Below are 19,425 nucleotides of genomic sequence, written 5' to 3' on the forward strand. Positions count from 1 at the left end.
GAGGGTTCGCCGATTGTGTTTTACAGGCAAGTATGGAGCGGCGGAACAGTTGTAAGACTGTTAGCCAATTGTATTGTTTTTTGCTATGATGAGTAACGTAAGGAAGACAGGAGGAATGAATATGGCAAGACCCGTTGTGGCCATCGTTGGCAGGCCTAACGTCGGTAAATCGACGATTTTTAACAGGCTGATCGGCGATAGACTGGCCATCGTAGAAGATAAACCGGGGATTACACGTGACCGGATATACGGAGTTTCAGATTGGAACGGTAAATCCTTCAGTGTGATTGATACCGGGGGGATTGAAATTGACGGTGAAGACGCCATTCTGAAGTCGATCCGCGTTCAGGCGGAGCTGGCGATCGAAGAAGCGGATGTCATCGTCTTTATGTGCGAGGCGAAGAGCGGACTTACGAGTTCGGATGAAGAAGTAGCGCAGATTCTTTTCCGTTCCGGCAAGCCGATCGTTCTGGCTATTAATAAAGTGGATAACATGAAGCGCACCGAGGATATTTATGAATTTTACAGCCTTGGAATTGGCGACCCGATCGGGATTTCAGGAAGCCACGGAACCGGAATCGGAGATCTGCTGGATGCGGTTGTTGAACGGCTGCCTGATAAAACCGATGAGGAATATGACGATGATGTCATTCGTGTAGCTTTGATCGGCCGTCCGAATGTAGGTAAATCCTCGCTGGTGAATGCTATTCTTGGCGAAGAACGCGTAATTGTCAGCGATGTTGCGGGTACTACACGCGACGCGATCGATACACCGTTTGAACGGGATGGCCAGCGTTATGTGCTCATTGATACTGCGGGCATGCGTAAACGCGGCAAGGTCTATGAAAACACGGAAAAATACAGCGTGATGAGAGCCATGAAGGCTATTGAGCGTGCTGATGTTGTACTGGTCGTAATCAACGGTGAAGAAGGCATTATCGATCAGGACAAGCATATTGCCGGTTATGCCCATGATGCGGGCAAAGCCTCTATCTTTGTCGTCAACAAATGGGATGCCATTGAGAAAGACGACAAGACAATGCAGAATTTCGAACGCAATATCCGTGATCACTTCCTGTTTATGAGCTATGCGCCAGTGGTGTTCCTGTCTGCGCTTACCAAACAGCGGCTGCAGAAGCTGCTGCCGGTCGTGCAGCATGTCGCACAGCAGCATGCACTCCGGATTACCACGCATCTGGTGAACGATGTGGTATCCGATGCAGTAGCGATCAATCCTCCGCCGACAGACAAAGGACGCCGTCTGCGCATCAATTATGTAACCCAGGTTGCTACGAAGCCGCCGACAATTGTGGTATTCGTCAACGATCCTTCGCTGATGCACTTCTCCTATGAGCGTTATCTGGAGAATAAGCTGCGCGCGGCATTCAATTTCGAAGGCACACCGATCCGTCTCTTTACACGGCGCAAATCCGAAAACGAAGGTTAGGGGAGAAGAGTAGTGGCGTTTGAACTTCTGGTTATCGTTGTAAGCTATTTGCTTGGCTCTATCAGCTTCAGTGTATTGCTCGCCCGGCTGCTTAAAGGCATCGACATCCGCCAATATGGAAGCGGCAATGCGGGGGCAACCAATACACTGCGTGTGATGGGGAAGGGACCGGCCATACTGGTGCTGTTTCTGGACGTACTGAAGGGAATTGCCGCAGTCTGGCTTGGAACATGGGCCGGCGGCTGGGGAACCTGGATTGCAGTGGGCTGTGGTATCGCTGCTATCATCGGGCATAATTGGCCGCTCTATTTTCACTTTCGCGGAGGGAAAGGTATTGCAACGACAATTGGCGTAATGGCTACGCTTGTATTCTGGCCTGCACTGATTGCGGGATTGATTGCTATTCTGGCAATCGTTCTGACCCGGTATGTGTCGCTGGGTTCTCTGATCTTCGTGGCATTGACACCGGTATTCCTGCTGTTTACCGGGTTCACAACGCCTGAGCTGTGGGGCAGCCTGATTATCGCTCTGTTTGCGTTCTGGCGTCACCGCAGCAATATACTTAAGATTTCACAGGGCCGGGAGAACAAAATCGGCTCCAAAGTTAAGGAGGCGAATCGCGTTGTCTGATAAAGTAACCGTGCTGGTCGCGGGCAGTTGGGGAACTGCGCTGGCCACTGTGCTGGCGGCTAACCACTCGGAGGTTTATCTGTGGACGCGAAAGCCCGAACAAGCTGCCGAGATTAATGAAGCCCATACGAATCATCATTTTCTGCCGGGAATCACTCTTCCTGCGAACATTATTGCCACTACGGACATGGAGACGGCTGTTTCCGGTTCGAAGGCAGTAGTTATTGTTGCGCCTTCTTCCGGAATGCGCCAGGTTGCGCATAGCCTGAAGCCCTTCTGGAAGGAAGATATGCTCTGTATTCATGCAACGAAGGGCTTTGAGACGGAGAGTATGAAGCGTATGTCGACAGTGATCTCAGAAGAGCTCGGCTGCAATGAAAGTCAGGTCGTCGTCCTCTCCGGCCCGAGTCACGCGGAGGAAGTAGTACGGCTCTGTCCGACTACCGTTGTGGTGGCTTCACCTGACGATAGCCGTGCCGCTGCAGCGCAAGGACTGTTCATTAACAATGACTTCCGGGTATATACCAACCGCGATCAGGTCGGTGTAGAGCTGGCTGGCGCACTGAAGAATATTATCGCGCTGGGTGCAGGGCTATCGGACGGGCTGGGCTTCGGGGACAATGCCAAAGCAGCGCTTCTTACCCGCGGCTTGGCCGAGATTTCCCGTGTTGGCGTAGAGCTTGGGGCGAACCCGCTGACCTTCTCCGGTCTTGCCGGACTCGGTGACCTTGTCGTGACGGCGACCAGCCAGCACAGCCGCAACTGGCGTGCCGGTTCCATGCTGGGCCAGGGCAAGCCGCTGGCAGAGGTGCTGGAGTCCATGGGCATGGTAGTGGAAGGTATCCGGACAACGGAAGCTGCTTATGCGATATCGCTTAAATTAGGCGTGCAGATGCCGATTACGGACCAGATATATCATGTGCTGTTCAAGGGAAGAACACCGCGTAATGCGGTGGAAGCCTTGATGGGCCGTGACCGCAAGACAGAGATGGAAGCCATTTCACAGGAAACCTGGGAGCAATGGCATTCCTGATCGCGTTCACCTTTTGCCGGAGAGCCTCATATGTTGTATTGGGGATTGACGGAGGAGGGATGAATAGTGAGCAGAGATTTTTCCAAGGATGCTTTGAACGCCATTAACAAGAAGGCGGGCAAGAACATTACGGAAGGTGCCATCAAGAAGCTGGCCGGGACGGTCAAGCCGGGCACCACGCAGAATGAAGCCCAGCTCCGCCAGTTAATTAAGCAGGTGTCAGCAATGGCCAAAGTGCCAGTCAGTGAAGCTACCGTGCAGGAAATCATCAATGCCGTTAAAAAAGGCGGCGCAGGTTCCGGCTCGATGGAGTCTTTAATGAAAATGCTGCTGAAAAAATAGCATATCATGCATAAAGGAGCCAACCCTCCAGGGCTGGCGAATTGCTTGTCTGCTTGTGTAGGGCAAAAACCCGGGAATCTAGCCAGATTCCGAGGTTTTTGCTCTTTTTTTAATATAAAGACTTATAAAATCTAAGGTTTCACGCTATAATAGTCGCAATCCGGGTATAGTGAAATGGGGGCGCATGGACTATGGATCCGATGACGAAAATGTGGCTGTCTCTGATTGCGGTACTGATTATGGGTTTATCCGTTTTTTTGATTACATTTGCACGCAGCAGGACCAAGGGCTGGCTTAGAGGCGTACTATCCGTACTTGCATTTGTGATTATGCTGATCGGGATATTAGGCGGAGCCGCTTCAATTATGTAAGCATTTACAATACACTCAGACAGACGTATTTCTGACAGAATCGATTGATGATTTTACAGGAATGGAGCGTGTGTTGATCTATGACCGGTTCAGGAATCCCCTATGCACTAGAGACAGCACTGGGCAGCATAGTAGAAGAATTAGAATTCTACGGGCTGGGCAAGTCCCCTGTATGGCTTCTGGGAGGGAGCTGCGGGCTGCTGCTGCACGGGGCCCAACTGGCTGTCCCGCCGCGAGATATTGATGTCTATTGCGACCTGAAGGATACCTGGCAGCTTCATCAATCCCTGCTCCGGTATGCAGTCAGTCCGCCGGAAGAGGATTTCAGCGGAAGCTGTTATTCACTGCGCGCTCTCTATTTCATGGGGGAGGCCAAGGTTGAACTGGTGGGCGGGTTCAGAATGGGCAGCGGCGAATGGCAATATTCAGTGGATGCCGGCATGCTGCAACAGTATGCCCCGGTACGCAATTACGAAGGGATTGGCCTTGTGCGTCTAATGCCGGTGGTTCATGAACTGATATTTAATCTGCTGCGGGGCAGGGACGCGCGCTGCCAGGCAATCGCGGGGCTGATCAAACAGGATAAGGCCGCCCATCTCCCGCTGCTGTATCAGCTTATTCAAGAGAACCATCTGGAAGATCACCTGCAGGCGAAGCTGGAGGCATTGCTGGAGATATCCACATCCATAGAGATTTAAGATTAAACCAAGGAAGGAACAACATCATGGCACCTCATAAAAAAATAAATGTTACTTTCCTGCCCGACACCCGGCGTGTCTCCGTGCCGCATGGAGTATCGCTGCTTGAGGCTGTACACAGAGCCGGAATCGTTCTGCCCACCCGCTGCGGCGGTAAAGCCGGATGCCTGATGTGCAAAGTGTCAGTAGATCCCGGAGAGTCAGCAGCACTGAGACCTCCTTCAGAGGCCGAGAGACGCAAGCTGGGCAGCCTGCTGGATCAAGGCGTCCGTCTGGCCTGCCAGGCCGTTGTCTGGGAGGATGTGAACGTGCATATTCCCGAGGACCCGCTTAAGGCGGCAGTACGCCGCAGACTGGAAGCTGCGCGCCGTGGAGAAGCAGAGGACTTATGGTGACTGGGAAGGCTTAGCAGATAACCAGAGAAAGGGGGCGTATTTATCAACTCGATGTATCAGGTGAAACGCCGGCAATCGCTAAGAAGAGCAGCCCTGCTGCCTTGGGTTGCCCTGCTGCTATGGTCACTTGGCGGCTGCATGTATCCCGGGGATTCTGAGCAGCGGCAGCCGGGCAACGGGTACCGCGAGAGTGTGAAGCGGGTGCAGGCAGCGGTAGATGACTATCAGGAGCAGGAGGGCCTGCTTCCGATTAAGACCAGCGATGAAGCAACGCCAAGATATGAGAAATTCGTGGTCGATCTGAATAAGCTGCAGCAGGCAGGGTACCTGGATGAAATACCGGCAGCGGCTTTTGAGAAGGGCGGCAGCGCGTATTTTCTGATTCTGGACGAAGAAAGTGATCCTCAGGTGAAGCTGATGGACCTGGTGACCGTGCAGAAGGTTAACGATGTCCAGCGCAAGGTTAACCTCTACAAGTCCGCACATGGTGGAGAACTGCCGGCGGAAGAAGAAGTGTATCCGGGCCTCTCTGCAATTGATGCCAAGAAGGCGGGAACAGCGTCTATTAAGCTGAACAGTGTGTATTCCGGCCAGCCCCTGCAGTTCCTTATGGACAAGGATGGTACGGTATATGCCGATTACGGTGCGGATATCAGCTCAGCTATAGATAAGAATGGCGGGGCGCCTGAGGCGGACCGTGACTTGCGTCTGGAGCTGGAACAGGCGTCGTATTACGTACCCGTTAAGTCATTGCCTTATTTGTGGGTTGACGGCCAGCCGGTTCCGCAGGCTCCGCTGGAATAGAAGCTTTAAATCAGCACCGGATTATAATTCCGGTGCTTTTTTGTATTTGTACAGAATTTATTCAGTGTAAGCACTGCTGTTAGATTCGCTCCCCCGGCAGCTGTCCACGGATTTCCTGATTATTTTGGCAGTCCGCAGCGGCAACCTGGTGGATCAAGGCGTAAATAGTTTGGAGTACACGGCGTTTAGTTGTATTTCGTGCAGTTAAAAGACGGTGAAAAAACGGATTTTTCAGATTAACTGTATTCTGTACAACTAAAATTAGCGGAAAGCCCTCTTTTCGTGTTATGGGGATTTTTAGATGTAGAAAATACAATTAAAGCTCTAGCGGCATGCTAATCGACCGCTTTAGTTGCACAAAATACAGTTAGAGCGTGCACTCAAAACAAAATACCTGAGTCAAACGATATAGTGGTTCTAGGCGAAAACCCGGCTTCATAGGATTGATGAGAAGACTTCCGGGCGTCGTGACGCATTGGCGTGCTAGAGCGGGCATACAAAATTTCAACTGCAAAATGCACGGACGAGGGTCATAAATCCGTTCTGGATACATATGATGATACTAGTCCAAATGCATGTCCGAGCATTCGGAGTTTAGCGCGGGGCAACATGTTCCGCCTCAGGCAGTAGCTAGGCTTCGGGCGGGCAAAGCTTAGTCCGGTGGTTGTCCTGCAAGGGTCAGTTTGCCGGCGGAACGCGAAGTCGATGCTCTTCAGGCATTTTTTCTTCGGAGTAATATGAGGAGGGGATCTCTTTTGGAAAAAGTGGATATTTTCAAGGACATTGCCGAGCGTACCGGCGGAGACATTTATCTCGGCGTCGTCGGCGCGGTTCGCACGGGGAAATCGACATTCATCAAACGGTTCATGGAAACGATTGTTCTTCCGAACATCACAAGTGAAGCGGACCGGGTAAGAGCAGTGGATGAACTGCCGCAAAGTGCGGCGGGCAAAACAATTATGACCACTGAGCCCAAATTTGTACCGAATAACGCGGTGCAGATCAAGGTGGCGGAGGGTCTGGAAGTCAATGTCCGACTGGTCGATTGTGTGGGTTATGCGGTAGAAGGTGCCAAAGGCTACGAGGATGAAAATGGTCCGCGTATGATCTCAACACCGTGGTTTGAGGAACCGATTCCGTTCCAGGAAGCGGCTGAGATCGGCACACGCAAAGTGATTCAGGAGCATTCCACACTCGGTGTGGTAGTGACAACCGACGGTACGATTGCTGAAATTCCCCGGAACTCGTATGTGGATTCCGAAGAGCGCGTCATCGCTGAGCTGAAGGAGGTTGGCAAGCCGTTTGTGCTTGTAATCAACTCCACCCGGCCGCGCAGTGAGGAAGCACAGCAGCTGCGCAACGAGCTCGCACTCAAATATGATATTCCGGTAATGACACTCAGCGCCGCCAATATGACGGAAGATGATGTGACCGGGGTACTCCGTGAAGTGCTGTATGAATTCCCGGTACATGAAGTTAATGTCAATCTGCCAAGCTGGGTTATGGTGCTGGGCGAGAATCACTGGCTGCGCAGCAGCTATGAGAATTCTGTCCGCGATACGGTGAAGGATATCCGCCGCCTGCGGGATGTGGACCGGCTCGTCTCCCAGTTTACAGAATATGATTTCATCGACAGGGCTGGCCTCAGCGGCATGAACATGGGCCAGGGGGTAGCGGAGATCGATCTATACGCTCCTGAAGAGCTATATGACCAGGTTCTCATGGAGGTGGTCGGCGTGGAGATCCGCGGCAAAGACCATCTGCTCCAGCTGATGCAGGACTTCTCCCATGCCAAACGTGAGTATGACCGCTTCTCGGAAGCTCTGGAGATGGTCAAAACTACAGGTTATGGTATCGCAGCCCCATCCCTGGCTGAGATGGCTCTGGATGAGCCTGAGCTGATCCGTCAGGGCTCCCGCTTCGGGGTCCGGCTGAAGGCTACAGCACCTTCGATCCATATGATCCGGGTCGATGTCGAATCTGAATTCTCGCCGATTATCGGCACAGAGAAGCAGAGTGAAGAGCTGGTGCGTTACCTGATGCAGGACTTTGAGAATGACCCGATCAAGATCTGGGAATCGGATATCTTCGGCCGTTCCCTGCATTCCATCGTCCGTGAGGGCATCCAGGGCAAGATTGCCATGATGCCGGATAATGCCCGCTATAAGCTGCAGGAAACGCTGGGCCGGATTATTAACGAAGGTTCAGGCGGACTGATTGCCATAATTCTCTAAATGTAAGCAGGCCTAGCGATAAGAGCGGAAGAATTTCCGCTCTTTTTTGCTGCTGATTTTTAAGATTTCGAGGATAGCCTACCGGCGGGCAAAAGGGGGAATCTCCCAGGGAAGACTCCGATTTTACGGAATAAATGGTAGTAATAGACTGCACGAAACTCCGAAAACATGTGGAAACATGCTACTTTCTGCTCCTTTTTTGAGTAACGCCTTGAAATTATGGGTGGGCTGTATTACTATAAGTTTGTTGCGCTTCAAGAAGAGAGGCGCCAGTATCCAGTAATAAACGGGATTATCACGTATATTTTGCGTTGAAACGGAAACAGTGTATGATACCGGAAATTTGCCCAGGGAGGTGAGAAAACATGAACAAATCAGATTTGATCAACGTAGTTACAGAAGCAACTGAACTTCCCAAGAAAGATGCTACTAAAGCGGTAGATGCCGTTTTCGAAGCTATCACAGGTGCACTGCAAAGCGGAGATAAAGTACAGCTGGTTGGATTCGGAAACTTTGAAGTGCGCGAACGTTCCGCACGTAAAGGCCGTAACCCGCAGACTGGTGAAGAAATCGAAATTCCTTCGAGCAAGGTACCGGCATTCAAACCCGGTAAAGCGCTGAAAGACGGAATCAAATAGAGATTTCTACATATCTATCCCATAGTCTTTGAATAACAACTATGCCGCCCTCCAAGGCGGCATTTGTTTTTTAGAAGCTTAGGCTTACCATACTTTAAGGAGGATCACAAATGACTGAGAAGCACAATGAAGTGAATCCTGCACCATCAGGCAGCGATTATATCGTAATCAAAGCCAAAGAGAACGGAGTTCAGGTCATCGGACTGACAAGGGGCCTGGATACCCGCTTTCACCATACGGAGAAGCTCGATAAAGGCGAAGTCCTCATTGCCCAATTCACAGATCATACCTCAGCAATGAAAATCCGCGGCAAAGCTGAAATCTGGAGCAAACACGGACAATTAGAGAGTGAAAGCTGAGAAGCAGGCATAGCCTGCTTTTTTTCAAAATATAACTAGATATAGGGCTGTCTGCGGTTCAGTATAATCCTGCTGCGCAGCGGAAATTCTGAGTAAGGGGGCTTGTCATGAACCGTAGCTGGCTGATTGGAACTGTCTTGCTGCTGACCGCGGCATCTACCATGCTGCTGCCTCAGCTCGCCAGTCTCGGGGCAGTCCCCCAGGGCGCCTATGGTACGGTGGAGACTATAAGCCGGGACAGCACTGTTCTGGGTGATGACAATCTGGTAGATAGGCTCGGGGAGATCCCATTTAGCCTGGTTATAGACAAGGCAGGCTGGAAGGACCAGGTGTTAACTCTGGATCTTAAGGTGACCGGCAATGACCATGAACCGCAGGAGCTGTATCAGAACATGGCGCTGGCGATTGCTTTTGCCTTTCAGGAGACCGGTAATGTCAATCAGCTGCTGCTCCGAGTGGTGGCTGAGGATAAATGGCTGGATACCCGCCGCCTGCTGCTGGCTGGTGACATCCGCCGGGAGGAATGGTCTCCCCGGCTGCAGGATGAGCTGCAGAATGCCGGCAATTCCCCGCTGCCCGATTCGCTGAAGAACGGCTTCCGCATTAGTGAAAGCGAGCTGTGGAAAAAACAGTTCATTTATCCCTGAAGTGGGTAAAAGAAACTAGAATGCACGACCGTGCGTGACCAAAAAACATGTGATATAATAGACAAGATTGTGAACAAAGATATAGTCAAACGTCAATGGCTTCGGAGGCTGAAATGAAACCGTACCGCATACCGCAACTGGCTAAACCCTACACCGACTACGACATGATTCAGCGGCATACGGAATTGCCGCCGTTCTCAGACGGGCGGGGTCATTTGTTATATATTTTTCTGGGTCACGGCCGGAGTGCCGGATTCCAGAGTGGAGAGCTGTTCACTCTGGTGACCGGGCTTGTGCAGCTCGGGCTGGACACACATGAGAGCATCGACCGTTATCATGATGAGCCCGGCGGTGATATGATGCGTTCCCGCCAGCTTAAGGTGCTGGCCGGCGATTACTTCAGCAGCTGGTTCTATCACCTGCTCGCCAAACACGAACAAATTGAGATGGTGGGTATTCTAAGTACGGCTATCGCTGATTTTAATGTGATGAAGGCTAATCTTTACGGCAAGATGAAAGGGCTGCTTTTCACAGCCGAACAATATTTGAAGCACACGGTACAGCTCAATATGAGGCTGTTTCTTTCTTTTACACCGATGATTGAGGAGCCGCTCCGGGATAGCTGGGAGAAGCTGCTGGTGGAGTTCAGCCAGTGCGAAACCGTAACGCAGGAGCTGCGCCGCGGCGCAGACCCAGTAAGTGCTCTGGAAGGCTACTGCTACTGGAAGGTGCTGGAGTCGGCGACGGAAGAAGAGCGCCAGCTGCTGGGACAGCAGGAGCTGGATAGCAGGGACTGGAAGAAGCTTAAGCTAAGAAGCAAATGTGATGCCCTGCTGACAGACAAGCTGCATGCATCGCTTGAGTCCATTCAGGGCTTGCTGCAGAGTATCAAGGACGAGGAACTGATCAGTGAGCTGAGTGCTGCGCTGGACCGCCTTCTTCTGCAAATGAAAATTTCCGGACAAGCTGCCGTGGAGGGTTAGAGGATGACTGTAGATAAAACTTCCGTTATGGGTGACCAAGGCATCAAGCCGAAAGAACAATTCGTACATTCCGTATTTGAGAGCATTGCCGGCAAATACGATTTGATGAATGATATCTTAAGCTTCCGCCGCCACAAAGCGTGGCGCAAGTTTACAATGCGCAAGATGAACATGAAGCGCGGGGATTCGGCAGTGGATCTGTGCTGCGGGACCTGCGACTGGAGCATCGCCCTGGCTGAGGCCAGTGAGACCGGCTGTGTCATGGGACTGGATTTCAGTGCAGGCATGCTGGAGGTCGGCAAGCGCAAGGTAGAGGGGCGCGGACTCCAGGACCGGATATCCCTGATTCAGGGCAATGCGATGGAGCTGCCCTTCGGTGATAATTCCTTCGATTATGCGACGATTGGCTTCGGACTCCGCAATGTGCCTGATCCCGTTCAAGTGCTGAACGAAATGAAGCGTGTGGTGAAGCCGGGCGGTATGGTGGTATGCCTGGAGCTTTCGAAGCCGATGAAGCAGCCGTTCAAGGGGATTTATTTTTTCTATTTCCAGCGTGTGCTTCCGTTGCTCGGCAAGCTTTTTGCCAAGCGGTATGAGCAATATAAGTGGCTTCCCGAGTCACTCGCCCTGTTCCCGGACAGAGAGCAGCTGGCAGTGATCTTCCGTGAAACCGGCTTGCAAAAAGTGGAATCCTTCCCCTTGACCGGCGGCATCGCGGCATTACATATTGGGCTCAAGGAGAACAGCAATGTTTAAGAAAATCGGCATCTTTCTACAAATGATTAAATTTGAACATACGGTTTTTGCATTACCCTTTGCTTTTATGGGCGCTTTGCTCGGATCGGTCGTAATGTTTGGTGAACTGCCTTCCTGGAGCCAGATCGGCTGGGTTGTGATTGCCATGTTCGGTGCACGCAGCGCGGCTATGGGGCTTAACCGGCTGATCGACCGGATCAGCGATGCGAAGAATCCCCGGACAGCCGGGAGAGCGATTCCTGCAGGACTGCTGAAGGTTGGAGAAGTATCGCTATTTATCGCCTTCTCGTTCTTTTTGCTGTTCTGGGCTGCTTTTAAGCTGAATCCGCTGTCAGCGAAGCTGCTCCCGATTGCTGTTTTCCTGCTGGTGTTCTATTCGTTCACGAAACGCTTCACCTGGGCTTGCCACCTGATTCTCGGTCTTACGATCGCGCTTGCGCCGCTCGGAGGCTGGGTTGCCGTTACGGGCACTGTAGACTGGACCTCCATGGTATTCTATTTCACTATCGTCTTCTGGACAGCGGGTTTTGATATTATTTATTCCTGCCAGGATGTGGAATTCGATCTTAAGGAAGGTCTTTACTCTATTCCTGTCCGCTTCGGAGTTGCCCGTGCGCTTCTTATTGCCAAGGTGTTTCATCTGCTTACGGGAATCGGATTTGTATCGCTGCTCTTTATTACCGAATTGAGCTGGTGGTATGTGGCAGGTATGCTGATTGCCTACATTATTTTATTTTATGAGCATTATATAGTATCCCCGAGCGACCTCAGTAAACTGCAGACGGCGTTTTTCACAATGAACGGGGTGCTTAGTATTGTAGTCTTTTCCTTTACTCTGATTGACCTGGTGGTGCAGTTCTACAAATGACCGAGCTTAAGCCTAAAAATTTCGTGGTTGGCATTACCGGCGCGAGCGGAGGGATCTACGGCATCCGGCTGACAGAAACCCTGCTCTCGCTCGGTTACACGGTACATCTGGTGGTTAGCAATGCTGGCTGGCGCGTATTCAAAGAAGAATTAGGCTTCACGGCCTCAGACCGGGAAGGGTTTCTGGACGGGCGGTTCAGCAGCTATCCCGGTTCTCTTCTGTATCACCCTATCGCTGATATTGGTGCTTCGATTGCCAGCGGCTCCTTCCGGACGGAAGGGATGATCATTATGCCTTGCTCGATGGGAACACTGTCTGCTGTAGCGCAGGGCAGTTCTGACAATCTGATGACGCGGGCTGCAGATGTCATGCTGAAGGAAGGGCGCCCCTTGGTGCTTGTTCCCCGGGAGACACCGCTGCACGCGATTCACCTGGAGAATATGCTGAAGCTGTCCCGGATGGGAGTCAAGCTTATCCCGGCGATGCCGGCGTTTTATTTTGGACCCGCAACAGTCGATGATCTGATTAATTTCATGGTAGGCAAAGTGCTGGACAGCTTTAATATTGAACATACTTTATTTCGCAGATGGGGGGAATGAAGGATGACACATCCAGAGCACACCGTTATCGGTAAAATCAGTTACACCAACTCATGGCCGGTATTTCATAATTTCCATCCTTCTTCTCTCAGCTTCCCGGCAGAGATGGTGAGTGAAGTACCCGCCATTCTCAATCAAGGCATGGCCGACGGGAGCATACATGTAGGCGCATTATCCTCCTTCGCGTACGCAGCGGCCAGCGACCGGCTTCTGCTGCTTCCGGATCTGTCCGTCAGTGCTGACGGGCCGGTCAAATCGATCCTGCTCTTCTCAAGAATGCCGGTGCAGTCTATCGGCAGCGGCAGGATCGCCGTAACGAATACATCGGCCACTTCTGTCAATCTGCTGAAAATTCTGATGGACAAAGCTATAGGTGCCACCCCTGAATACATCAGTGTCCCTCCTGATCTGAACGAAATGATGGATCAGGCAGATGCCTGTCTGCTGATCGGGGATCATGCCATCCGGGCATCCTGGCAGGATCAGGGATATTACGTAACGGATCTGGGTGAGCTATGGAAGGAATGGACCGGACTCAGCATGACTTTTGCCGTCTGGGCAGTTAACCGCAGGGCTGCTTTGCGTAATCCGGAAGCGATTGCCGAGATAGCGGAAGCCTTTGCCGTCAGCAAAAGACGAGGCCTGCGTGATCTGGCGCCAATTACACATGAAGCCCGCTGCACCATCGGAGGTACGGCATCCTATTGGAACGATTACTTCCGTAATTTATGTTACGACTTTGGGGAAAGGCAGCAGGAAGGTCTGAACCTCTATTTCCGCTATGCCTATGAAATGGGCCTGCTGCCGCAGGAAGTGAAGATGGAGCTTTGGAGCCACAATCTGCTGACACGGGTGAAAGAATGAAGCGAATGCAAATATTCGGCTTGCTGAACAAAGATATGGATCAGATTGAAAAGGAACTGTACCGCAGTGTCCAGGGTGATGATGACCTGCTGACAGAAACCTCGCTGCACCTGCTCAAGGCGGGAGGCAAGCGCCTTCGTCCGGTATTTGTCCTCATGGGCGGCAAATTCGGACAGTATGACCTCGACAAGCTGAAGCGTGTAGCGATTCCGCTGGAGCTGATACATAGCGCTTCACTTGTCCACGATGATGTTATCGACGATGCTGAACTCCGGCGTGGAGAGCCCACCGTCAAGGCGAAGTGGGGCGACAAGATCGCCATGTATACCGGCGACTATATCTATGCCAAGGCACTGGTCATGACTTCGGAGCTGAAGAATCCCCGGATTCATCAGATTCTCTCCAAAGCTATGGTGGAGATGTCGATCGGAGAGATGGAGCAGATTCGTGATTTCTTCAACAGCGGGCAGAGCGTGCGTCATTACCTGCGGAGAATCCGCCGCAAGACAGCACTGCTGATAGCCGTCAGCTGTCAGCTCGGCGCCCTGGCTGCAGAAGCAGAGCCGGAGACAGCAAGGCTGCTCTATAATTACGGATACAACGTGGGGATGGCGTTTCAGATCCGTGATGATCTGCTCGATCTTTCCGGAACGGAGAAGCAAATCGGCAAACCGCCGGGCAGCGATATGCGCCAGGGCAACATTACATTGCCGGTGATTTATAGCCTGCAGGACTCACGGCTGCGCGAAGGACTGATGGAAGAGCTGGAACTGATCCGCGGGGGGAATGGCGGGGTTGGCCGTGCAATCGACCTGATCCTTTCCGGGGACGGAATTGCCCGTGCGGAGGAGCTGGCTTCCCGCTACATCGCCAAGGCGCTTGAGGCGCTGGAGCAGCTCCCGGGCAACCGGACCAAACGTAATCTGCGCGACATCGCCTTTTTTGTCACAGGACGCGCTTATTAATCTGGCAGCTTCCGCAGATTAAGCGTTCACAGATGACGAGGTTTCTGATAATATCAGAAAATGAACAACCTGATTATGCAATCCCGTATAGACAAACCTAGCATTCATTAAGAATTGGGGAAATGGAGAGTGACTCTATGGAGCAAACGTATCTGATGATCAAACCGGACGGTGTACAACGCGGATTGATCGGGCGTATTGTCGCCCGCCTGGAGGATAAGGGATTCAAGCTGGTTGCGGCGAAGCTGATTACCATTACAGAAGCACAAGCCAAGAAGCACTACGCAGAGCATGAAGGTAAAGATTTCTTCCCGGAACTGGTAGGCTTTATCACCTCCGGTCCTGTGTTTGCCATGGTATGGGAAGGCGATGATGTCGTAGCGCTGTCGCGTCTGCTGATCGGCAAAACCAAAGTAAGCGAGGCATTGCCGGGAACGATCCGCGGTGACTATGCCAGCCACACCCCGCTTAATTTGATCCACGGATCAGACTCGCCGGAAAGCGCAGCACGTGAAATTGCCAATTTCTTTGCTCCGTCTGAACTGGCCCAGTATAACAAAGACATCTCAGTCTGGATGTAAGGTCCGGCGGAAGACAGGAGAATATTTATGGCAGAACGTGAAGAACCCGCATTAACCCCAGACCCGGATTACACCGGATTTATTCATAATGTCAAACAGAGCACCGGAATTGATCTCGCACAGTACAAGGAAGCGCAGATGAAGCGGCGTCTTACGACGCTCCGCATGAAGAACGGTTACAATTCTTTTAGTGATTTTTATGCAGCAATGATGAAGGACAAGGCTTTATTCTATGAATTTCTCGACCGGATGACCATTAATGTCTCCGAATTCTGGCGTAATCCCAACCGCTGGGAAGTATTAAGGGATGTTATTCTGCCTGATCTTCAGCGTTCCGGCCGCAGACTGAAGCTGTGGAGTGCCGCCTGCTCTACCGGAGAAGAACCGTATACACTGGCGATGATCCTGTCAGACAAGAATATTCTGGCCCAGACCGGTATTCTGGCAACGGATATTGATGACGGGGCGTTGGCCAAAGCGAAGCAGGGGTTATATCTGGAGCGTTCCTTAAAGGATGTTCCTAAAGATGTGGCTGACCGGTATTTCACTCCGGAAGGACCCGTGTTCAAGGTCAGTGACGGGCTGAAGAAAAGTATCGATTTCCGCAAGCAGAATCTGCTGCTCGATAAGTTTGATGAAGGCTTCGACCTGATCATCTGCCGGAATGTAATGATCTATTTCACAGAAGAAGCCAAGAATAAGCTGTATCACAAATTCTCGGCCAGCCTGCGTCCCGGCGGCTATCTGTTCGTGGGCAGCACGGAACAGATTTTCACGCCTGCGCAGTATGGCTTCGAATCTACAGAAACCTTCTTCTACCGCAAGAAGTAGGCAGCTACTGCTTTATCCGCAGGGCCTGTCACCAGGTATACTTTAACTTCTTTTCAGTGATACTGAAGAGTAGAAAACGTATGCCAAGTGAAAGGTCGTTATATTAGATGGACAAAAGCAAGGTTATAGCCGCGTATCGACGCGGCTTCCTCACAGTCCGCGAATGCGGACAGGTTCTCGGGATTGAGGAGCTGCAGCTGCAGAGCCTGCTTGCAGCGGAGGAGGGCAGAGCCGGCAGCCTGCCTCCCGCACCGGGTGACCGGCAGCTGGAGACAGGCTCTTAGGGCGGGGATGCACAGCAGCGCCGTTTCTGCTCGAAAGAGCAGGAGCGGCGCTGTTCTTGTTTAGGAATAGAGTGGCTCTTTAAGGTGAGCACTTTCTTGTCAAAGCCGATGGCCTATACTATAATAAGCAAAGACATTTAACATTTTAGCGGTTTACAGTCTAAAAGTGTGAAGGGGGAACGCAGCATGAGTTTACGCTATTTAACAGCGGGGGAAACGCACGGCCCCCAGCTTACAGCCATTATTGAGGGATTGCCCAGCAATTTGACACTTGATTTCGAAGAGCTTAATTTCCAGCTGCACCGGAGACAGAAGGGCTACGGCCGCGGACGCCGGATGCAGATTGAGAAGGATACCGCCGAGATTGTAGGCGGCGTGCGCCACGGTTCCACAACGGGTGCCCCTGTAGCCCTGGTGGTGGAGAACAAGGACTGGACGCACTGGAAGAACATTATGAACATCGAGCCGATTCCAGGCAGTGATGAGGAGAAGCGCCGGGTCAACCGTCCGCGTCCCGGACATGCCGACCTGAACGGCGGCTTGAAGTATAACCTTACGGATCTGCGCAATGTACTTGAGCGCTCCAGCGCCCGTGAAACGGCTGCCCGGGTTGCAGTAGGCGCAGTAGCCCGCCAGCTGCTGGCGGCATTCGGGGTGAAGATTGCCGGACAAGTGATCCGCATCGGTGAAATCGAAGCACCTGCCAACCAGCTCACGGTAGATGAGCTGATCGTGCAGACCGAAGAGTCCTCTGTGAGAGTCGTCGACAAAGAGACGGAACAGAAGATGGAGGCTTACATAGACAAGATCAAGGAAGAAGGCGACTCCATCGGCGGGATTGTGGAATGTATTGTCGAGGGTCTGCCGGTCGGCCTTGGCAGTCATGTGCAGTCTGACCGCAAGCTGGACGGAGCCATTGCCGGAGCCGTTATGTCTATTAATGCCTTCAAAGGCGTGGAGATCGGCATCGGCTTCGAGGCCGGCAAGCTGCGCGGTTCTCAGGTTCATGACGAGATTATGTATGAAGCCTCACAGGGATACTACCGGGCGAGCAACCGGCTGGGCGGATTTGAAGGCGGTATGACCAACGGGATGCCGGTGGTGGTCCGTGGAGTGATGAAGCCGATTCCGACCCTGTACAAGCCGCTGCAAAGTGTGGATATCGATACTAAAGAACCATTCACTGCCCAGGTGGAGCGTTCGGATGCCTGTGCGGTTCCGGCAGCCTGTGTTGTACTGGAGAATGTGGTGGCCTGGGAGATTGCCAAGGCTTTCCTGGATAAATTCGGCGGCGATTCAATGGAAGAGATCCAAGCTAACTATAATAATTACCTGGCGCAGCTGGAGAGCTATTAAGATGCGCAGCATTACGGTAGCTCTGGGCGAACGCTCTTATCCTATTTATATCGGCAGCGGACTGCTGCAGAATATTGGTGAACGCTGCATAGAAGCCGGTTTCCCGCAGCGCAGTCCGCTGCTGGTTGTCACGGACAGTGAAGTGGCTCCGCGTTATCTGGATCAGGTAGAGGCATCCCTGCGCGGCAGCGGATATACGGTGGTCAGCCATGTGATTCAGGCTGGTGAAGCTTCCAAATCTCTGGCCGTCTATGAAGAGGTCATTACGACAGCCATTCAGGGCGGGCTGGACCGCAGCTCTGCAGTGCTGGCGCTTGGCGGGGGGGTTGTAGGGGATCTGGCCGGATTCGTCGCCGCCTCTTATATGCGGGGAATCGGATTCATGCAGATTCCCACCACGATTCTCGCCCACGACAGCAGTGTAGGCGGCAAGGTTGCGGTCAACCATCCGCTGGCCAAGAATATGCTTGGCGCCTTCTACCAGCCGTCCATGGTGCTGTACGATCTGGACACCCTTGCTACACTTCCTCCACGCCAGGTTGCTTCGGGACTGGCTGAGGTTGTGAAGCATGGTCTGATCCTTGACAAGGAGTTCGCGTACTGGTGCCGTGAGCATGCCGGAGAGCTGCTTGCCCTGGACCCGGAGGCTCTGGGGTACGCGCTGGAACGCGGCTGTGCGATCAAGGCTGACGTTGTTTGCAATGATGAGACGGAGCAGGGGCAGCGTGCGATTCTGAACCTGGGACATACCATTGGACATGCTATTGAAGCAGTAGGCGGCTACGGTGTATTTCTTCATGGTGAGGCTATTGCTATTGGAATGGCCGGATCAGCCCTGCTGGCCGCGAAGCTGGGCCGGGACAGAGCGATCTATGAAGATACGGTATCTATGCTCACCGCGTTGTCTCTGCCGGTCAGACTTCCGGCGGACTACGGTGAGGATGAGCTGATGGAAGCCATGATGCATGACAAGAAGTTCAAGGAAGGCAGAATGACCTTTATCGTGCCGGACGACATCGGCGCTGTCAGTATTGTGGGCGATGTGCAGGCAAGTGATGTGCGCGGGGTTATCGCCCAGCTCAAGAAGGAGGAAAGCCCATGGTGAACCGGGGGATACGCGGTGCAACAACCGTAACGAAGAATGAGGAAACCGAAATTTTACGCGAGACTGTTGTGCTGCTGAGGGAAATTGTTGAGCGCAACGATGTTATCGCCGAGGATATCTGCAGTGTCTGGATCACGATGACCGCAGACCTGGACGCCACTTTTCCGGCGCGTGCCATCCGTGAGATTGAAGGCTGGGAAATGGTGCCGCTGATGTGTTCGGTGGAGATTCCGGTCAAAGGCAGCCTGCCGCAGTGCATCCGCCTGATGGTTCAGGTTAATACGGATAAATCACAGCGGGACATCCGCCATGTGTATCTGAATGAAGCCCAGCGGCTTCGTCCGGATCTCTCACAGGGCAAGTAATAAATTACATATGCGGGGTTGTCATTAACCGCCGTCATCATGTATAGTGTAGTTAGCCGAGTGAAGCAGAGTATAGTTTAGTTTAGATGAGTATAGTTGAGCAGAGTGCAGGACCTTTTTTTGAAGAGCAGACCATTGATTATCAGCATTCTTTTTTGGCATACCCGTATAGAGTTTGTGCAGCAGCTGCCCATACGCTATAAGTGTATCCTCTGAGGGATGATCTGTACTCGATTTGGTTTTTGCCGGTCCCAGGCGCTTATTCACATA

Annotated in this window: 24 protein-coding genes; all 24 read left to right on the forward strand. The window is 52.3% G+C overall.

Annotated features, from left to right (window positions below; translation table 11 throughout):
• The first annotated feature begins 121 nt into the window (after window positions 1-121).
• The 24 genes from der (at window position 122) to aroH (ending at window position 19,155) form a co-directional block, all read left to right on the forward strand.
• Window positions 122-1,447: a ribosome biogenesis GTPase Der gene (der, locus tag NSQ73_RS10100; RefSeq protein WP_042138631.1), complete on the forward strand. Its 1,326-nt coding sequence runs from the start codon at window positions 122-124 to the stop codon at window positions 1,445-1,447.
• 12 nt (window positions 1,448-1,459) lie between these two features.
• Window positions 1,460-2,077: a glycerol-3-phosphate 1-O-acyltransferase PlsY gene (plsY, locus tag NSQ73_RS10105; RefSeq protein ID WP_039301782.1), complete on the forward strand. Its 618-nt coding sequence runs from the start codon at window positions 1,460-1,462 to the stop codon at window positions 2,075-2,077.
• Entirely contained in the window at window positions 2,070-3,110 is a 1,041-nt protein-coding gene (locus NSQ73_RS10110) for an NAD(P)H-dependent glycerol-3-phosphate dehydrogenase (protein WP_039301785.1), read from the forward strand. The genes plsY and NSQ73_RS10110 overlap by 8 nt, the downstream gene beginning before the upstream one ends.
• A 66-nt stretch (window positions 3,111-3,176) precedes the next feature.
• The gene (locus NSQ73_RS10115) at window positions 3,177-3,452 is read left to right on the forward strand and encodes a stage VI sporulation protein F (RefSeq protein WP_039301788.1); all 276 of its coding nucleotides are present in this window, start codon (window positions 3,177-3,179) and stop codon (window positions 3,450-3,452) included.
• 191 nt (window positions 3,453-3,643) lie between these two features.
• Entirely contained in the window at window positions 3,644-3,823 is a 180-nt protein-coding gene (locus tag NSQ73_RS10120; RefSeq protein WP_039301791.1) for a DUF2768 family protein, read from the forward strand.
• A gap of 80 nt (window positions 3,824-3,903) precedes the next feature.
• Window positions 3,904-4,521: a hypothetical protein gene (locus tag NSQ73_RS10125; protein WP_340986317.1), complete on the forward strand. Its 618-nt coding sequence runs from the start codon at window positions 3,904-3,906 to the stop codon at window positions 4,519-4,521.
• Between the two features lie 26 nt (window positions 4,522-4,547).
• Window positions 4,548-4,916 (forward strand): 2Fe-2S iron-sulfur cluster-binding protein, encoded by a 369-nt coding sequence (locus NSQ73_RS10130; RefSeq protein ID WP_340986318.1) that lies wholly within the window; start codon window positions 4,548-4,550, stop codon window positions 4,914-4,916.
• A gap of 51 nt (window positions 4,917-4,967) precedes the next feature.
• Entirely contained in the window at window positions 4,968-5,720 is a 753-nt protein-coding gene (locus NSQ73_RS10135; protein WP_340986319.1) for a hypothetical protein, read from the forward strand.
• Between the two features lie 755 nt (window positions 5,721-6,475).
• The gene (gene spoIVA / locus NSQ73_RS10140; protein WP_039301803.1) at window positions 6,476-7,954 is read left to right on the forward strand and encodes a stage IV sporulation protein A; all 1,479 of its coding nucleotides are present in this window, start codon (window positions 6,476-6,478) and stop codon (window positions 7,952-7,954) included.
• 365 nt (window positions 7,955-8,319) lie between these two features.
• Window positions 8,320-8,592 (forward strand): HU family DNA-binding protein, encoded by a 273-nt coding sequence (locus tag NSQ73_RS10145; protein WP_019909963.1) that lies wholly within the window; start codon window positions 8,320-8,322, stop codon window positions 8,590-8,592.
• A 110-nt stretch (window positions 8,593-8,702) separates the two neighbouring features.
• The gene (gene mtrB, locus NSQ73_RS10150; RefSeq protein ID WP_042138627.1) at window positions 8,703-8,951 is read left to right on the forward strand and encodes a trp RNA-binding attenuation protein MtrB; all 249 of its coding nucleotides are present in this window, start codon (window positions 8,703-8,705) and stop codon (window positions 8,949-8,951) included.
• A 107-nt stretch (window positions 8,952-9,058) separates the two neighbouring features.
• Window positions 9,059-9,598 carry a hypothetical protein gene (locus NSQ73_RS10155; RefSeq protein ID WP_039301809.1) on the forward strand — a complete coding sequence of 180 codons (540 nt, stop codon included), beginning with the start codon at window positions 9,059-9,061 and terminating at the stop codon, window positions 9,596-9,598.
• 113 nt (window positions 9,599-9,711) lie between these two features.
• Complete coding sequence (locus tag NSQ73_RS10160; RefSeq protein WP_039301811.1) at window positions 9,712-10,581, forward strand: heptaprenyl diphosphate synthase component 1; 870 nt, start codon at window positions 9,712-9,714, stop codon at window positions 10,579-10,581.
• Between the two features lie 27 nt (window positions 10,582-10,608).
• Window positions 10,609-11,337 carry a demethylmenaquinone methyltransferase gene (locus NSQ73_RS10165; protein WP_445669665.1) on the forward strand — a complete coding sequence of 243 codons (729 nt, stop codon included), beginning with the start codon at window positions 10,609-10,611 and terminating at the stop codon, window positions 11,335-11,337.
• A complete protein-coding gene (locus tag NSQ73_RS10170) occupies window positions 11,330-12,205 on the forward strand; it encodes a UbiA-like polyprenyltransferase (protein ID WP_039301813.1) in 876 nt (291 codons plus the stop codon). Before NSQ73_RS10165 ends, NSQ73_RS10170 begins: the two co-directional genes overlap by 8 nt.
• The gene (locus tag NSQ73_RS10175) at window positions 12,202-12,804 is read left to right on the forward strand and encodes a UbiX family flavin prenyltransferase (RefSeq protein ID WP_039301816.1); all 603 of its coding nucleotides are present in this window, start codon (window positions 12,202-12,204) and stop codon (window positions 12,802-12,804) included. The genes NSQ73_RS10170 and NSQ73_RS10175 overlap by 4 nt, the downstream gene beginning before the upstream one ends.
• A gap of 3 nt (window positions 12,805-12,807) precedes the next feature.
• Window positions 12,808-13,668, forward strand: coding sequence for a menaquinone biosynthetic enzyme MqnA/MqnD family protein (locus NSQ73_RS10180; RefSeq protein WP_340986321.1), 861 nt, complete (start codon window positions 12,808-12,810; stop codon window positions 13,666-13,668).
• Window positions 13,665-14,633, forward strand: coding sequence for a polyprenyl synthetase family protein (locus tag NSQ73_RS10185; protein WP_039301818.1), 969 nt, complete (start codon window positions 13,665-13,667; stop codon window positions 14,631-14,633). The genes NSQ73_RS10180 and NSQ73_RS10185 overlap by 4 nt, the downstream gene beginning before the upstream one ends.
• Window positions 14,634-14,770: 137 nt before the next feature.
• Entirely contained in the window at window positions 14,771-15,214 is a 444-nt protein-coding gene (ndk, locus tag NSQ73_RS10190; protein WP_340986322.1) for a nucleoside-diphosphate kinase, read from the forward strand.
• Between the two features lie 27 nt (window positions 15,215-15,241).
• Window positions 15,242-16,045 carry a CheR family methyltransferase gene (locus NSQ73_RS10195; protein WP_042237635.1) on the forward strand — a complete coding sequence of 268 codons (804 nt, stop codon included), beginning with the start codon at window positions 15,242-15,244 and terminating at the stop codon, window positions 16,043-16,045.
• Between the two features lie 107 nt (window positions 16,046-16,152).
• A complete protein-coding gene (locus NSQ73_RS10200) occupies window positions 16,153-16,329 on the forward strand; it encodes a hypothetical protein (protein ID WP_340986323.1) in 177 nt (58 codons plus the stop codon).
• A gap of 186 nt (window positions 16,330-16,515) precedes the next feature.
• On the forward strand, window positions 16,516-17,685 hold the full coding sequence (gene aroC, locus NSQ73_RS10205; RefSeq protein WP_039301829.1) for a chorismate synthase: 1,170 nt from the start codon (window positions 16,516-16,518) through the stop codon (window positions 17,683-17,685).
• A gap of 1 nt (window position 17,686) precedes the next feature.
• Window positions 17,687-18,790 (forward strand): 3-dehydroquinate synthase, encoded by a 1,104-nt coding sequence (gene aroB / locus NSQ73_RS10210; protein ID WP_076243344.1) that lies wholly within the window; start codon window positions 17,687-17,689, stop codon window positions 18,788-18,790.
• Window positions 18,784-19,155 carry a chorismate mutase gene (aroH, locus tag NSQ73_RS10215; protein WP_042138621.1) on the forward strand — a complete coding sequence of 124 codons (372 nt, stop codon included), beginning with the start codon at window positions 18,784-18,786 and terminating at the stop codon, window positions 19,153-19,155. Before aroB ends, aroH begins: the two co-directional genes overlap by 7 nt.
• The last annotated feature ends 270 nt before the right edge of the window (window positions 19,156-19,425 follow it).

The organism is Paenibacillus sp. FSL R10-2736, from assembly GCF_038000245.1.
Classification (GTDB): Bacteria; Bacillota; Bacilli; order Paenibacillales; family Paenibacillaceae; genus Paenibacillus_AQ; species Paenibacillus_AQ phytohabitans.

Coding starts and splice junctions, on each gene's coding strand:
- der (WP_042138631.1), top strand. CDS start 122: ATGGCAAGACCCGTTGTGGCCATCGTTGGCAGGCCTAACGTCGGTAAA.
- NSQ73_RS10120 (WP_039301791.1), top strand. CDS start 3,644: ATGGATCCGATGACGAAAATGTGGCTGTCTCTGATTGCGGTACTGATT.
- NSQ73_RS10125 (WP_340986317.1), top strand. CDS start 3,904: ATGACCGGTTCAGGAATCCCCTATGCACTAGAGACAGCACTGGGCAGC.
- NSQ73_RS10130 (WP_340986318.1), top strand. CDS start 4,548: ATGGCACCTCATAAAAAAATAAATGTTACTTTCCTGCCCGACACCCGG.
- NSQ73_RS10135 (WP_340986319.1), top strand. CDS start 4,968: ATGTATCAGGTGAAACGCCGGCAATCGCTAAGAAGAGCAGCCCTGCTG.
- NSQ73_RS10145 (WP_019909963.1), top strand. CDS start 8,320: ATGAACAAATCAGATTTGATCAACGTAGTTACAGAAGCAACTGAACTT.
- mtrB (WP_042138627.1), top strand. CDS start 8,703: ATGACTGAGAAGCACAATGAAGTGAATCCTGCACCATCAGGCAGCGAT.
- NSQ73_RS10155 (WP_039301809.1), top strand. CDS start 9,059: ATGAACCGTAGCTGGCTGATTGGAACTGTCTTGCTGCTGACCGCGGCA.
- NSQ73_RS10160 (WP_039301811.1), top strand. CDS start 9,712: ATGAAACCGTACCGCATACCGCAACTGGCTAAACCCTACACCGACTAC.
- NSQ73_RS10165 (WP_445669665.1), top strand. CDS start 10,609: ATGGGTGACCAAGGCATCAAGCCGAAAGAACAATTCGTACATTCCGTA.
- NSQ73_RS10170 (WP_039301813.1), top strand. CDS start 11,330: ATGTTTAAGAAAATCGGCATCTTTCTACAAATGATTAAATTTGAACAT.
- NSQ73_RS10175 (WP_039301816.1), top strand. CDS start 12,202: ATGACCGAGCTTAAGCCTAAAAATTTCGTGGTTGGCATTACCGGCGCG.
- NSQ73_RS10180 (WP_340986321.1), top strand. CDS start 12,808: ATGACACATCCAGAGCACACCGTTATCGGTAAAATCAGTTACACCAAC.
- NSQ73_RS10185 (WP_039301818.1), top strand. CDS start 13,665: ATGAAGCGAATGCAAATATTCGGCTTGCTGAACAAAGATATGGATCAG.
- ndk (WP_340986322.1), top strand. CDS start 14,771: ATGGAGCAAACGTATCTGATGATCAAACCGGACGGTGTACAACGCGGA.
- NSQ73_RS10195 (WP_042237635.1), top strand. CDS start 15,242: ATGGCAGAACGTGAAGAACCCGCATTAACCCCAGACCCGGATTACACC.
- NSQ73_RS10200 (WP_340986323.1), top strand. CDS start 16,153: ATGGACAAAAGCAAGGTTATAGCCGCGTATCGACGCGGCTTCCTCACA.
- aroC (WP_039301829.1), top strand. CDS start 16,516: ATGAGTTTACGCTATTTAACAGCGGGGGAAACGCACGGCCCCCAGCTT.
- aroB (WP_076243344.1), top strand. CDS start 17,687: ATGCGCAGCATTACGGTAGCTCTGGGCGAACGCTCTTATCCTATTTAT.
- aroH (WP_042138621.1), top strand. CDS start 18,784: ATGGTGAACCGGGGGATACGCGGTGCAACAACCGTAACGAAGAATGAG.